General features: G+C 57.9%; 13 protein-coding genes. 7 read left to right on the top strand and 6 right to left on the bottom strand.

The features are described 5' to 3' along the window. Positions 1-73 precede the first annotated feature (73 nt). From IVB46_RS37915 to IVB46_RS37905, 3 genes are all read right to left on the bottom strand, one after another. Positions 74-238, bottom strand: a complete 165-nt coding sequence (locus IVB46_RS37915; protein ID WP_247344870.1) for a hypothetical protein — start codon at positions 236-238, stop codon at positions 74-76. 1,282 nt (positions 239-1,520) lie between these two features. Beyond that, positions 1,521-1,781 carry a hypothetical protein gene (locus tag IVB46_RS37910; RefSeq protein WP_247303762.1) on the bottom strand — a complete coding sequence of 87 codons (261 nt, stop codon included), beginning with the start codon at positions 1,779-1,781 and terminating at the stop codon, positions 1,521-1,523. A 182-nt stretch (positions 1,782-1,963) separates the two neighbouring features. Then, complete coding sequence (locus tag IVB46_RS37905; RefSeq protein WP_247344867.1) at positions 1,964-2,605, bottom strand: SGNH/GDSL hydrolase family protein; 642 nt, start codon at positions 2,603-2,605, stop codon at positions 1,964-1,966. A 263-nt stretch (positions 2,606-2,868) separates the two neighbouring features. Between IVB46_RS37905 and IVB46_RS37900 the strand changes: the two genes are divergently transcribed. The 5 genes from IVB46_RS37900 to IVB46_RS37875 all read left to right on the top strand — a co-directional run bounded on the left by IVB46_RS37900 (position 2,869) and on the right by IVB46_RS37875 (position 8,805). Then, complete coding sequence (locus IVB46_RS37900) at positions 2,869-4,101, top strand: hypothetical protein (protein ID WP_247344864.1); 1,233 nt, start codon at positions 2,869-2,871, stop codon at positions 4,099-4,101. A gap of 5 nt (positions 4,102-4,106) precedes the next feature. Further along, positions 4,107-4,691: a protein-S-isoprenylcysteine O-methyltransferase gene (locus tag IVB46_RS37895; protein ID WP_247303756.1), complete on the top strand. Its 585-nt coding sequence runs from the start codon at positions 4,107-4,109 to the stop codon at positions 4,689-4,691. A gap of 495 nt (positions 4,692-5,186) precedes the next feature. Next, positions 5,187-5,876 (top strand): hypothetical protein, encoded by a 690-nt coding sequence (locus IVB46_RS37885; protein WP_071911341.1) that lies wholly within the window; start codon positions 5,187-5,189, stop codon positions 5,874-5,876. 656 nt (positions 5,877-6,532) lie between these two features. After that, positions 6,533-6,979, top strand: coding sequence for a Rap1a/Tai family immunity protein (locus IVB46_RS37880; RefSeq protein ID WP_247303753.1), 447 nt, complete (start codon positions 6,533-6,535; stop codon positions 6,977-6,979). A gap of 209 nt (positions 6,980-7,188) precedes the next feature. Continuing rightward, the gene (locus IVB46_RS37875) at positions 7,189-8,805 is read left to right on the top strand and encodes a B12-binding domain-containing radical SAM protein (protein ID WP_208088032.1); all 1,617 of its coding nucleotides are present in this window, start codon (positions 7,189-7,191) and stop codon (positions 8,803-8,805) included. On the opposite strand, the gene IVB46_RS37870 is transcribed toward IVB46_RS37875, so the two are convergent. Further along, entirely contained in the window at positions 8,785-9,702 is a 918-nt protein-coding gene (locus IVB46_RS37870; RefSeq protein ID WP_247303749.1) for a lipid A biosynthesis lauroyl acyltransferase, read from the bottom strand. The two genes, IVB46_RS37875 and IVB46_RS37870, sit on opposite strands and share 21 nt — an antisense overlap. A gap of 439 nt (positions 9,703-10,141) precedes the next feature. After that, positions 10,142-11,170 (bottom strand): hypothetical protein, encoded by a 1,029-nt coding sequence (locus tag IVB46_RS37865; RefSeq protein WP_063981808.1) that lies wholly within the window; start codon positions 11,168-11,170, stop codon positions 10,142-10,144. 373 nt (positions 11,171-11,543) lie between these two features. Here IVB46_RS37865 and IVB46_RS37860 point away from each other — a divergent pair, with 373 nt between their 5' ends. Further along, positions 11,544-12,110 carry a hypothetical protein gene (locus IVB46_RS37860; protein WP_247303748.1) on the top strand — a complete coding sequence of 189 codons (567 nt, stop codon included), beginning with the start codon at positions 11,544-11,546 and terminating at the stop codon, positions 12,108-12,110. 117 nt (positions 12,111-12,227) lie between these two features. Beyond that, complete coding sequence (locus IVB46_RS37855; RefSeq protein WP_247303746.1) at positions 12,228-13,130, top strand: hypothetical protein; 903 nt, start codon at positions 12,228-12,230, stop codon at positions 13,128-13,130. A 120-nt stretch (positions 13,131-13,250) separates the two neighbouring features. Here the strand turns inward: IVB46_RS37855 and IVB46_RS37850 are convergent, their stop codons facing one another. Continuing rightward, positions 13,251-13,568: a hypothetical protein gene (locus IVB46_RS37850; RefSeq protein ID WP_225005338.1), complete on the bottom strand. Its 318-nt coding sequence runs from the start codon at positions 13,566-13,568 to the stop codon at positions 13,251-13,253. Positions 13,569-14,395 lie beyond the last annotated feature (827 nt).

Raw genomic sequence — 14,395 nt, 5'->3', positions numbered from 1 at the left:
ACGATCAGCAAGCCGCCTGACCTTCACCCAACGCCATCACATATAGCTCGCCGTGCCCGCGCGCACGCGACAATCAGGCGGCCTTCGTCGTAGGCGTACCGATCAAAGCAGGCCGCTCGAGAACTTCCACCAACTCTTCAAGGATACGCGCGTGATCCCTGGGATGGGGCCGAAGGAATTCTTCCAATATGAGTTGCGCGTCGCTAATCGCTTCCAGGGCTAATTGCTGATCAGTCATAACTACTTACTCATCAATTAGTTGCGCTAAGAAAGTGAGCGAAGGGTGAGATCAAGTCAGCTTTGAGGAATATCCCCGCTCTTCTATTCACTTTTTATTTCAACTCTCGCGGTGTCACCTCGGTCAATGTGCGAAATGATCCCACTAAGGCGTGTCGCGAGCGTAAGGGATCCCGGCGACTAAATAATCCGCTGCTCGATCCTCCTTCTTCCGCGCATCGCCACCTGTTTCCTATCTCGCGGCGGCCGGAAAAAATCTGTTTTGCTATACACCGCCGCGATCCATTGATCTTATTGAATTGTTCCCGACCAGCCTTTCTCACGAAGGGAGAGAGTGAAGCCCCGGCGCAAGAGCTAGGCCAGGGAAACCGTAAACTCGGAATGCCGTCGGGGGAACGTAGGTAGGCGGCTTCGCCGAGTAAGGCATTTGGGCGGCCAGCTATCTCCACCGCAACTCCACCTGGTCGGGCTGGATCCCGGAACACAGTGACTGTATCGACAAGGTCTCTGATGGCTTCTGCGGCTTCTGCGTCGCCGGCTGTGATACTTTTCCCCGATGCTTCTTCAAGCCGATTGAGTTGCTCCTCATATCGTTTCAGGACGGCGGGATGCAGCGCGACTTCCTTTGAGGCAGGCGGTTCGTTCTGCAACTCTTGGGATATCCTCTTTCGTTCGGCATCCAAGGCAGTCGATCGGGGTCGAGAATGGAAGGATCGCCATGTCCGTTTGCGATCGCATCCACCAGGCGCAAAGGCCATTTTCGAGCTCAGGGCTGAGATGGTCTCGCAAGGGAGAACTCGGATGCGCCGTCGGCGCGATATTGTCCTCGAACAGCCGGGGCAGCCAATTTTGCGTCTGGAAAGACGGAGAGCTACGTCAGGGTCAAGCTGATGACCACCGTGCCAATGGCAACAGCTCTAACGTCCTAGTACTCGCCGGACGCAAAGCATTCTGATTTCGTTAGTTTGGTGTAGTTGCTCAGCACTCGGGGGATCAATGGAGCCGAGAGTCTCGATACTAAACTTCGCTCCCAACTCTGACGCCATGCAGATGCAAATCTGCAAGCAAGCGTCCGTCGAAAAGCCGCCTTGCTGCGCGCAACCGTTCCGGCACGCTGAGAGAAACTGCGGTCGCCATTCTGCAGCCGTGGCGATTGTTATAAAATTGACAGCAGCTATCGTCAGAGCAGGGAGAAATGCGGACATTGCTTCGCTTCCCTTTTTTAGTTTTCTGAGGGGCCGCTCTAATTCGACTCCATCTTTTTCGGCTCTAGCAATATGTAGCTATTTGCGTAGTTGTCCCCTGAAGCGGAACCACAAATGACCGATCAGTGATAGGACTATGGCGGTCAGAATTATCGGGAGCCAGATCGACGTGGTTATGATGAACAAGGATATGATCACCACACGTCCAAAGATCGATTCGCTGACCGGATTCTTAAGACGAGCGAAATAGGCGTAGATAATAAAGACGGTGGCCGGCGCCATCCACGCGGCGACAACCACCAGTAACAGGTCAACAAGTTGGCTGGCATAATGGTGCATGAGCGCACCTCCTGACAGCGTCGGCGCGAATTGCTGTCACCGCTGCGAGAGATGCGGTGATTGTCGACGATAATTGGTCTTTGTTCGCGTTGGTGGGCATCTGCACGCTCGGCATCGCTGTCACGGCCGGTGCCCAAACTCTTGCGAGCCCGCAGCCTTCGATTCGCCTGAGCTAGGGCCTCTCAACGCGCACTCGTTGAGATTGCTCGGGCAAGGGCTCGTCCAATGCAATCATAACCATCGGCGGTGTTGTGCAATCCGTCCCACGTTACAAGCTCGCTTTGCGCAACTCCGGCATTGATCGAGTTACGCATCAGCGCAAAACGAGAGAATAGACCGACCCGTTCCTGCTTCGCGGCATCGGCGATGATGCCCTCCATCGTTGAGTAGCTAGCGGAAGCGAGCACCTGTGGCGCATATTGCAGATCCATCAGCACGACATCGGCAGACCCCGCCTTAAGTGCCCTTACCCCTTCAAGAACGCTTCTTTTGAGCCCTTGGTCCGGCCGGCCACCCCAGGCGACGTCATTAGTACCTAATTGCCAGATAACGAGATCAGGCGTGTGCGCGAAAACGTCACGCTCGAACCGCGCGATGTTGTTCGGAATCGTATCACCGACTCGACCGCTGTTGATGACCTCGATCGTTGCGTTGGATCTAAGCCTCGAGAGTTCTCGGCGCATCACCTGCGGATATGTGGCCGCGGACCGAAGTACCCAGAGCCCCACGGTCGACGATGATCCGATCGCGACAATCTTTAGCGGCTCACCAGATCTCAAACGCGCCGCCGTGCGGGGCAATTGTGCGCCCAGCGAAACATCCAAATTTGCAGCAAGGCATCTCTCGCCAGATGATGCCCCGTCCTGCGCTTGAGAGGGCGCTGTGCTCGACAAACCGACAATCACGGCAGCACCGATCGACGCTATTGTTCGAGCGGTTCGGCTTACGCATGGTAGAACAAATCGACCCATGTTCCCCAATAACTGGTGGATTCTCTCTTGACAACCCTTGGCGTCAAACGTCTGTTTTTGATTACAGATCGATTGAGGGGGCAGCGAGCAGCACGCATGAGTCCGGGGATAAGACAATGTGCGGCAAGCCTGTAGCGAAACGGTTGGTGTTCCATATCGGTGGCTATGATCCAATCACGTCGCATGCCAGCGCGCAACGACGCTTTGTGCGCGAAATTGAGAGGTTCCAACGTACTTGGTCAGTGAAAGCGACCGTCGACGGTTCGCATGATACCGCCGACCAGATACAATGGAACGTGACGACAATCGGCCCCGATTGGCTCGTCGAAACCGATTACCGTCTGGTCCGATGGCACGATGTAATCGAGGTGTTCGGGGGTCGAAGCATCGGCTCACGCATTTCCATCGGCATTCTTGCGTTTCTGGATTTCGTATTGGCCGGCGCTCTTTGGCGTTACTTGCAGACCAATTGGCGCTACGCACTTTTCTTTCTCTATCCATTTGTCGCGTTCGGATTGCTCATCGCTGCCGCCTTTTTGATTGGCGTGGCTGCATTCAAGATCACCGGATCAATTCCTATTGCTACCGGTGGCGGCCTCTTCGGACTCGCAGCCGTGTTGGCGGGTCCGTGGCGCTGGCTGCACCTGGGCCACTTGTTCGACGATTGGATCTTTTCTTGCGAGTACATTCGATTCGGTAATTCGGAAATTGAGCAGAGGCTGGACAGGTTGGCCGCCGAGCTTGTGGTTGCGGCGAGCAACTCTGCCGCAGACGAAATTTTGGTCGTAGGGCACAGCCTTGGCGCCGTACTAGCGGTTGATCTACTTGATCGCGCCTTGAAGCTGGACCCTGCGCTCGGTCGGAAAAAGATTCCCGTCACATTCTTGAGCGTTGGATCTTCCATACTCAAGATCGGCCTGCACCCGAAGGCAGTGCGCTTTCGCGGGGCGGTGGAACGCGTCGCCAATTCCCGCGCGATCTTCTGGGGCGACTATCAGGCCCTCACCGACGTGTTAAATTTTTACAAATGCCGGCCAATGGCCGAAATGGGCTTGTCGACAGAAAACGAGGCGACCGTCAGGGTCGTGAAGATTAGTCGAATGCTTAACGACGACATGTATCAACGCATCCGCTTCAATTTCTTCCGCGTGCACTGCCAGTTCGTCAGTGGAAATGACAGGCGAACATCGTACGACTACTTCATGCTCACATGCGGACCTATTTCAGCCAAATCCCAGACGCTCGCCCCGGATGGCGCTGTGTCGATGATCGCTGACGACGGAGGCCTTGTTGCGGGCGCGCCAGTGTCGGAAAGCGAACTGCTGGGAAATCCGGGCGCGGCAGCCTGATTCAAATGACGCCCACCATTTCAAGAGTCATCTTCGTTGCGTTGGTGATCGGCTGGTACCTCATACGCTATAAGTACGTGCGGCGTTCCCGCCGTGCGAGGGTTGTGCGGAGCGCTCGCGGCCCCCTGGAAACTGCGCTCCTGCTCATATCTCTTTCGGGCCTCGGACTTGTGCCGCTCGCCTACGTAGCGACAGGAATGCCTCGTTTCGCAGATCACAGTTTTTATCCCTGGTTGGCTTGGCTGGGGTCTTTCTTTGCGATTGCGGCTTTGGGCGTGTTTCACCTGACACACCGTGCACTCGGCCGGAATTGGTCGATAAGTCTCGACGTGCGGGAGAACCATGAGCTTGTGACGGAAGGGATTTACCGGAGAGTTCGACACCCGATGTATTCGGCATTTTGGCTGTGGGCCATCGCCCAGGCATTGCTGCTGCCGAATTGCATCGCCGGTTTTGCAGGCATTGCCGGCTTCGGGATTTTGTTCTTTGGCCGCGTTGCAAGAGAAGAGCGAATGATGTTGCAGACGTTTGGCGACAGCTATCGCGATTATATGGCGCGGACCGGTCGAGTCTTCCCGTGGATACTCTGAGGTAGGTCCCGGCACGTCTCGACCTGTGGTACCCACGAGACTGATTTGGAACCAGACGCCTCAATTTGCGTGCCATTTCCGCAACATACGGCAGAAAAAGCGGTCGGAACCGCGGACTCCCCGGTCTATTCGTTGGTGCCGTGGCGAGTGTCGGGTTATTCCTATGCGTGTCAGGTGAATCCAATCGTTCCGAACAATGGTGAGAACCGATGTTGAAATTCGTTGTCCTTGGAATCGCTTCTTTGGCTTTCGTGGGAACCGCAGCTGCTGCGGACCTGCCACGGCCTCAGCCGGTTGCCGTCGCGGCGCCGGTTGGCAAAGCTCCGATCGGCAAATATCCCGTGGGTAAGAGCCCCGTGGGCAAATACCCGGTCGCTGCCCCGGCTCCGTTGGTGACCAAGGGTTGATCTGACTATTCATTCGTACGCCAGCGGCGTTCGTTTGGGGTAGCAGATTACCTGTGGCATCGGATCTTGGATCCAAGAGGATTCGAAGATGGCGGAAGTGATTCGGAAGTATCCGGGTCTGGAGCTTCTTGCAAAGGCCGCCATGCTGGCGGCCTTTGTAGGCTTGGGGGCGGGGATCAGTAGCGCGCAACCAGTCGTGGCGCGTACCGACCAGCAGCAACGGGACGCTCTCCCCAGTTCGGCGACGAAGCATGCGGCGAGCATGGCTGCTGCTACGTCGGCGATATCCGATGTAAAGCCAGTTCGAAGAGCTGCCGCCACGGGTCCCTACTACGTTGATTTTCGTGCCCGCACGGCGGCAACGTACGGTCATGCATTCGTCTGGTACGGAAAGACGGGCGAAAAGCAGGTCGAGGTCGCTGGTCTGGCTCCGGCCGGCGACGAGGTGCCCTATATCCTGGGACACATCATGTTTGTCCCTTCTGAGACGGGGGCGACCTACGGTGATCTTGACGAGCAATATCTGACGGCCAGCTATCGCGTCTATTTGTCTGAGGCAGACGCCAAGAAGGTCTTTGCTTATATCAAGCGCCAGCAGGAGTCTTCGCCGCTCTGGAATGCAGCAACGACAAACTGTACTGCCTTTATCGGCCGCATAGCGACGTTCATGGGCCTCAACGCTCCGTTTCATCTGCTAAAGCCTGAGGAATACGTCAACAAACTCAGAGAGCTGAACGGGGGGCGAAAAACGGTGCAGCTTGAACCTGGTCGAGGCTAGAATCCTCGGATTGAGTTCATCCGGTTTTCCTTGCGTCAGGATGGGTGTGAGGTCTTCAAGAAATTCAAGCGAGCTTGTTCTTTGAGGATGCGGTTCGATACGACCAACATTCGTGCGCTGCCTCGCCTGGTTGATGAATAGGCCGCGATGGGAACGTCCGTGGAGCTGCGCTGCAAGGCAGCTCCACCTCAGCTTGGACATTGCTAAGCTCTTGTTGGAAACCGTTCTGAGGGTGAAGTCCTCCTTGGCGTAGTTGAGGAAGGTTCGCAGAACTTGTCGTCGCAGACGAAGATCACCGCTTAGGCAATGGTTCTGCGTCGAGGCCGAGCATCGACATCAATCGACCAGTGCACGTCGCGTACACGGCAGGATAATAGATGCTCTCCGCGCCGGATCGAGATCTGTACCATCAGCACGCTTGTCGCCGCCGATGTTGATTCGCGATCATGATCGCGGTGTAGCCGACCTTTGCGGCGGTCACGGCGCGTAAAGTTGCGTGTTGTCAAGTCGACAAGGGCTCTTTTAGCTTTGTGGAAATGGAAGAGGTGAGTTCACTTCGCTCCTATTTGAGCGCGGTGGATCAGACGCTTTTTTTGAGCTAAGCCGTCTGAGCCGCCTGGAACGGCGCGGGCGGCCGCTCTCTTGCAGCATACTCAATGCCTGCAAGCTATCGCGCCGGTATTCGGGGGACGCGGATGCGGGTCCATATGATTGTTGCCGGCCTTATCCTAGCGATCATCGGGAAGGCCAGTGCCACGGTTGTCGATAAGGGAACCGACGCGCAAAAGTCTTGCGAGCTACTTGTCAAGAACTCGCTTCGCAATCAGGACGAAGCTCGGTCCGCAGGCGCATGTGAGGGAATGATCGAGACCGCGATGCTCTTTTCGCCAAATCTGCCCGCTGACGTGCGTGCATGCCCCCCCGCGCAAGGCAGCCCTTTGCAAAGTGCGAAGGTTTTTCTGCAGTATCTTGATAACAATCCGGATCGAGTGAATGAACCGGGGATCACCGTCGCGATCGAAGCATTCAGGGATGCTTGGCCCTGCCGTGGGGACGGTGCCGGAACTGGACCGAAAAAGCGTGCCCCAAAAAAATCTAATTAGAACGCGTATCTGTGGATACTGATACTAGCCTTACGGTCCGCGATGTTCGCGTCCGGCCTGATTGATTCGCAATGCACTACCGCCGAGGTGCGCGAACTGAACCGACACCTCCACGATCAGCACTCAACGCCTTATTGACGAGCGAAGCGAACCCTTGAGCCCCGATAAACAGCGGGGCATTGTGCCATCAACGCCCGGGCTGGAACAGCATGACAATCCCCTGCCGCGTCCTGATGATCTATCCGAAGTTCGTTCCGAATTCATTTTGGAACTATGCGGAGGCCTGCGAACTCGTCGGCGCGAAGTATCCAACGGCGCCACTCGGCCTGATCACCGTCGCCGCTATGTTGCCGAAGCATTGGGACATCCGGCTCGTCAACCGCAATACCGAGGCGTTGACAGATGCGGACCTCGACTGGGCCGATCTTGTGATGATCGGCGGTATGCTCAACCAGCAGCCTGATGCGATCTACCTGATCGATCTCGCCCACCTGCGCGGCAAGCCAGTATGTGTTGGTGGGCCGGACGTCTCCTCCAGCCCGCATCTTTACGCGGACGCGGACTTTCAGGTGATCGGCGAGGCCGAGCATGTCATCGAGCAGTTCATCGCCGCCTGGGAAAGCGGCGAACGCAAGGGCGTGTTCATCGCCGAGAAATTCACGATAGATGTCACGCTGAGCCCGATGCCTCGCTACGATCTGCTCAACTTCGATCACTATCTATACATCGGCTTGCAGTATTCGCGTGGCTGCCCGTTCACCTGCGAGTTCTGCGATATTATCGAGCTATATGGTCGCGTGCCGCGTACCAAGACCAACGATCAGATTCTCGCAGAGTTGCAGGCGCTCTACGATCACGGTTATCGCGGGCATGTCGATTTCGTCGACGACAATTTCATCGGCAACAAGAAGAACCTCCGCACCCTGATGCCGCGGCTCAAAGCCTGGCTGGAGGAGCACGACTATCCATTCGAGTTCTCAACCGAAGCCTCGATCAACATCGCGGACGACAGCGAGTTGTTGCAGGCAATGAAGGATGCGAACTTCTTCGCGATCTTCGTCGGCATCGAGAGCCCGGATCCCGAGACGCTCGTGCAGATGAAGAAGAAGCAGAACACCAGGCGCAACATCGCCGAGTGCATTCACAAGATTTACGGCTACGGCATGTTCGTCACCGCTGGCTTCATCGTCGGGTTCGATAGCGAAAAGGCCTCGATAGGACAGGCGATGGCCGACCTCATCGAGGAGGCGAGCATTCCAGTCTCCATCGTTGGACTGCTTTATGCGCTGCCTGGGACACAGCTTACACGGCGGTTGGCCGCGGAAGGCCGCTTGCACCAGGGCCATGACCTCATGAATGTCGAGCAGACGGGCGATCAGTGCACGCTCGGATGCAATTTCGATACTAAGCGTCCGCTTCGTGACATCCTTGCCGATTACAAGGCCGTGCTCGGGCACGTCTACAGTCCGGCAGCATATGCAGGACGGCTGTCGCGTCTCGCCGCCATGCTCGACCGGTCCGACCGACGCCGCGACCTGCCGGATGGCGACGTGCGCAAGAGGCTTGGCGGCATCGACAGCGTACACAAGATCATGCGGGCCCTGCCGAAGGTTCGCGAGCCGTTCTGGAAGACCTTCGTCGAAGTCGCGGAGACCAATCCGGGCGCGCTACGGTACATCGTGATGCTGATGGCGTTGTACATGCACCTCGGGCCGTTCTCGGAACGCGTGATCGGCGAGATTGACCGCCGCATTGCCGAGCTGGACCATGTACCTCCACTAAGGGCTACCGCAGTCAGTCAAGTGCTACCTCCAGCGACGGTGTAGCCACAGCCACTGATCGGGATATTCGCGGATCCAGCCCTCGATGACCGATGTGACCGCCTGCATCGTTCCCTGAATGTCAATTTGTCCGGCGGCATCGCGGACCGGCTTCACTTCTTCAGACAGTTCGCCACGAAAGCGCTGTCCGGGCAGACGGATGACGCGCACACCATGAATCGGGCACTCAATCTGCCGCAGCAGTCGGGCAAGCATCGGATTGGCCCTGGTCTTGCGGCCGAAGAAAGTAACCTCGACGCCGTTGGTCAGATACTGGTCGACCAGCATTCCAACGTGCTGGCCACTTTTAAGGGCCTCGGCAAGTCTTAGGGGCGCATCACGACCCGCGGGAATGAGCGTGCCCATTTTCACGGCGCGCATATCCTGGATGATGCGGTCGGCGGACGCGATGTTGGGTCGGCGATACAGGATCGCAGTATCCAACCCGTGCGCGACGGCTGCCAGGGCCGGAAGTTCCCAGTTAGCGAGATGACTCGCAAAGATCAGCGCCGGTTTGCCGTCGAGCCGCAGCTGCGTAAACAATTCATATGAGCGCCTGTCGATTTCGATGCAGCTAGCTTCGGGCCGTGCGGGATCATAGTTCCAGATGTGATCAAGATGCGCGAATTCGGCGCCGACTCGACCGAGATTGTCCCAGACGCCTGCGAGAATGGTCTCGATCTCTGCAGGCGATTTTTCCGGAAATGCGGCGGTTAGATTGGCTCGACCGGTCTTTTGCTCCCGCATCATGGGCCCGATTGAGCGAGTGATCCGAGCGAATAAGTTGGCAGTCTTGGTTGGATCGAAACGGCGAGCGGTACGCAGTATTCCGATCGTCAACGCGCCCACCGCCGCTTGCCCCAGGGGCTTGGTCACGTCGCGAAGTTGGGGCCTGGTCCGCATTGCAACGACAACCTTGGCTTACACTTTCGGCTTTCCACGGGCTTCAGCGCGCATCATCATGCCATCGATACGCGATGCGATCAAAGACACCGACGAGTTGCGCAGGGCGCGCCTCTCGAGTCCGCCTGAAACGGAAGATGAATCGTGCGGGTTCGATCGAGTGCTTCGCGCGTAACAATGAGCGTACCCAAGCGTGGGGCGCAGTCCAATCGCGACATCAGCTCCGAAGCCGATTGAGACGTGAGCAGCCGAAGCGATACTTCGGAGCTCGGGTCCTCGCTAGTTCTCAAGCCAGACACTCATGCCCGGCTCAAGGTCTGTCGACTCTCCCTTGGGATCGAGGCGCCGGCGCAACGCTCGGGACCGTCGGGGCAGCTTTTGACCCAAGGCGACATTCAACGTCTGGAGTGATTTCCAGCTTCTGTCTGATCTTCGGATGCTAGCCGGGGAAGTCGCGGAACTCCTTGACGAGATTAAACGGAATTTTCCACCCGGCGCCTCCCCCGCGCATCAGCATCTTGATGTCTTCCGCCCTGTTCTCTTTTCCGGTTTTCGGATCGGTCTCCAGCGTGTGGCCTTGGCTGTCCCAAGGTTTGCTCGCGCTCTTCGAGTAGTAGCCGAGAAAATGGCCGGATTCATGGGCAGACGTGTTAGGCCCGCGTTGCGAGCTGATGAAGGCAAGGTCCAGCCCGCGAGCAAACGAGCCATTGGCGAGGCCGCCATTGGACCAAACCTTATCGACGCAGAAAATGGTTAGATGGGCGCCCTGAACTTTGTGTTTGACGAAGATGCCCTTCAGTTTTTCGACGTCGATCACATCGGGAAAGGTCGCCAGGCTCGCATCCTTCATGCCAGTCGCATTGGCGATCTCCTGTTTGATGGCAGCCTGCGAGTCGTCGATGACCAGCCAGTCGCTTGGCACCCGCTCGAAGCGGATGTTGGCCTGTGGCCTCCATATATTGTTCATCGTCAGCAATTCGTCTTGCTCGTTGCAGGGCTTCTTGGCGTGAAACGCCGGAGCGCCGCCACTCCCCGGAACCATGACATTGCGGAACGCCACCTTGATCTTGATTTCCGGCAGCACCACGACATAGAGCTTGGCTTCGATCTTCCGGCCGGCCGACCGGGCCACCACCTCCAGGCCGGGAAAACCAATCGGCTTAATCCGGCCATTGATTTCGAAAAACCGTGCATCGCCATTGAAGGTGGCGGGAAGTGACGCCGCCCTGAGCTGCGGATCGATATCGGGTTTGGAGAAGGTTTCTCTGGCCTGCATGACGCGTCTAAGGGTATCGGCGCCATCGATCTCCTTGATCCCGAGGGCATGGGCGTTCGGATCGACTTTGAGCTTTCTTCCGGGATCGATCAGCGCCACGATGTTGGAGCCGCCGAACGGCACCACCATGCCCGGCGGGCTGCGGCGCTCATCGATGCCGGAGCGGCGGAAAACCTCTTGAAAGGCGGCCATGTCTGGTTCTCCTGTCTCAGTTCGGTCCGTCAACGCGAAATTTTGCGCGCGAAAATGAGAGCCTCCTTCGGCGGCGGGAACACAATCTGGCCGGCCCGCCGCGGCGAGATGCAGAAATTTCGGCGGCGAAGTTTCATGGCCAGTTCCTCCGCAACAATTTGGCACGGACGGCAATAGGCGTAGCCTACCCCGCTTTCCGGAGAGCGCGGAAGGCCAATCAATGTCCGCTAATGGCCCTGTTGAGGGCGCCCGCACCTCGTCTTTGAACTTCCCCGACCGCTCACGTCACTACTAGTCATAGCCGTGGTGGGAGCCGACGCTCCCTCCAGTGCTTAGCTTTGGGCAGGCCACGCCAGCAACGGGAGAAATTGCCATGGGACGCGCGCCGCAGCCACTGCCGCAATACACGCCGCCGGGTCCGGTGGAACAGATGCCGAATATGGCGACGCAACCGCAGTGCTCGCCGCTTGCCAAGGTTCACAGCGCCGCCGTCTTTCCCTACGTGGCCAATGAAGTCGCGACGTCCCGCACCGAGGTCGGCCATCTCGGTGTGGACGTCAGTCTGGTCCCGCCGGCCGGCATCTGCCAATATCTCATCATCTGGGATTTCGGCGTCGACTGGCGGCATCTCAAGAACATCGCCAAGCGCGATCCGCTGTTGGCAGCGCAGCTCATCCGATTCGAGGCCGACAAGTCGTTGCAGTTCCAGATCGTCGGATACAGCGACAGCACCGGCGGCGAACGGAACAACAGCTTCCTGCGCACGGGCCGGGCCAAGAACGTCTTTCACCTGTTCGGCCCAAGCGCCCGCTCGCGCGTCTTCTCCGTCAAGCCCGCCTCACACTACGAGTATCTGAAGGACAACACGACCGTGATGAACAGGGCCGCCAATCGCGCTGTGGTCGTCGAAATCTTCGGCGGCGGCGACGGGACGATCTAGCCACCTTCCACAATGCGAACGGAGGGGCGGGCGGCTCCTATTAGTGCAGTACAGCGTTTCAGCGCTTGCGGGGCCTAGCCGGACCACTATTGCTCGACCACGCAAGGGAGGTAGGTCATGCCACTGACCGAAGGCGACGTCCTGGACACACTCAGTGACTCGGTAGCGCTTGGCATCGAGTTCTACGTCGACAAGATCCATATCAAGGGCGAATACTTGACGACAGTTCGCGATCACATTCGTGCCGGCAATATATTGGTGAAGGGCGGCACTCAGGATCTCGCCTTCTACGATCAGGTTACGGATGTTCTGTTGACGCAGAAGAAAGCGCCGCCCGCAAATGATAGCGATCGGGCGCTGCTCCTGCATGAGTGCGTCCACGCCATGATCGACGTCTATGATCCTGACGGCGCCGTTACGCGCCACATGGGCGAACTGGCGGCCTACCTCACTCAAACCACATATAGCGTTCGCAAGAATCCCTCGTCTAACCGCAACGGCACCGCCCCCTGGGACAAATTCTGGGGCGACCTCTACGCCACGGTGCGCGCCAATAAGCTCGACACCAGCGCGGGCAACGGCGTCCGGATCCCGTCGGCGACGCTCGAAAATCTGCGCCGGCAACTCGCAGCGCTGCCTTTTGTGAACTATGGAGATTTCACAAAAGAAGCGACGGGCGTATCGGATGGGCTGACCCGCAGGAACTTATTTCTGTCGAGCGATGAACCTGTGTCCATGCGATCATCGAGCTTTTCCCACGAAACTTATGTTGATCCGAGCGACGACTATTTGGTGCGCACCCTGATGGAGGCCTACGCGAGCGCCGATGTTAAAGGGTATGGCAGCCGACTGCGCCGGTTACGTCGTGATTTTCTCTATTGCTCGCTGTCTCGCGCCCATGAGCTCCGGAAGAGGTTTTCGGTGCGGAAGCGTGGAGACCGGCTCTCCGAACTGTTTCACGATCGCCTGTCGCATGGCGGCCGCGCAATTCTTCTCCGTGTGCTTGCGCTGCGAAGCTGACTAGCACGCAAGTCGGAAAAATACTTTTGAGAGGAAGAATGCGCGACCGCACCGCGTCGAGTGCTCGGCGTGTCGGTGCTTCAGTTAAGTAGACTCCCGACCACTCCCTTGCAGCGGGTTCTAGTCCAGGTGCCTTGCACGCAGATCTTGAAGGTCCTTTTTCAATGCCACAAGATCCAGCCCGCGAGGAAAAGTGAGGCGTCCAGAGCGGATCACGAGCCGGACGTACGGATAGCGCTCCTCGGCAAGCATCGGAGAACTGATTTTGTATTTGTGCCAATCTTCAACGATGTGCGCCTGTTGCTCGACGTTGTATGAGTCCCAGGAATCGCCCGGCGTGTACTCGTAGCCGGAACCGATTGTCTGCGCCCAGAACGAGCGCGCCATCGTCCAGTTCGAATCGTTGAACGCCTGCCACACATGGGTCATTTCGTGCACGAAGAGGTCGCAAATGCGACCGAAGTCGTCGCACAAGAGACCGAAGGTGGGGCTGGGGGGATGCCAGGTTACTGAACACGACACTGCCAAGATTGATGGCATACCGCATGCTCGGCACCATGGGATTGCTTCCCCTGAAGAACGGCCCGTCGTTCGTCCACGGTCTTCCGCCTGCTCCCAGGCCATTGGTAATCGCAATCGTCTCCCACGGCGGCATCGTCGGGCCAAAAACGTTGCGCGCGAAATCCCGTTCGCTCACGTCCAGCACGCGCGCGAAGTCGGGTCGGCTTCCTTCACATGCCGGCGGGGTCGGAGCCGCTGGGGTGGGCGCAACCGGTGGAGTGGGCGCAATCGGCGGGGGAGGCGGCGTACCTGGCGGCAGATAGATGAATCCCCCTCGCCATCCACCTCTCCCGCCGGTCGTACCGGAGGAAAACGCGAAATTCTGGCGATCGGGCGACATCGCGCGGCAGCCTACATACTCGGCCAGGTACCGGTTCACCTGCCGTGTGGCTTGTTGGAAATCGCGCTGCTTGACGAGCTTGATGCCCGGAAAATTGAACTCGATGAGGTCCCAGGGGTCGATGCCGATCCGCTTGGCAAGGGATATCCAGGTCTCGCCTGCCGTCACCGCATGCCGGATTCCCGCGGGCGGTACATAGCTTTCGACGACGGGCTTCAACGGCCTTTCCTGGTTCGGCAATGTAAGACCTCCCCCGCCGATTCCTGCGGAACTACGCGTTCTCGCCACCAATACTTATTGGTCGCCGCTACCTCGAGGCGGTTCGATGGTTCCATTCATTCGGGCCACCAACTGGTAGCGGCAA

Source organism: Bradyrhizobium sp. 61 (genome assembly GCF_023073075.1).
In the GTDB taxonomy this organism is placed as follows: domain Bacteria; phylum Pseudomonadota; class Alphaproteobacteria; order Rhizobiales; family Xanthobacteraceae; genus Bradyrhizobium; species Bradyrhizobium barranii.
Note: the sequence above shows the minus strand (reverse complement) of the source record. Positions and strands in the feature narration are given on the sequence as shown.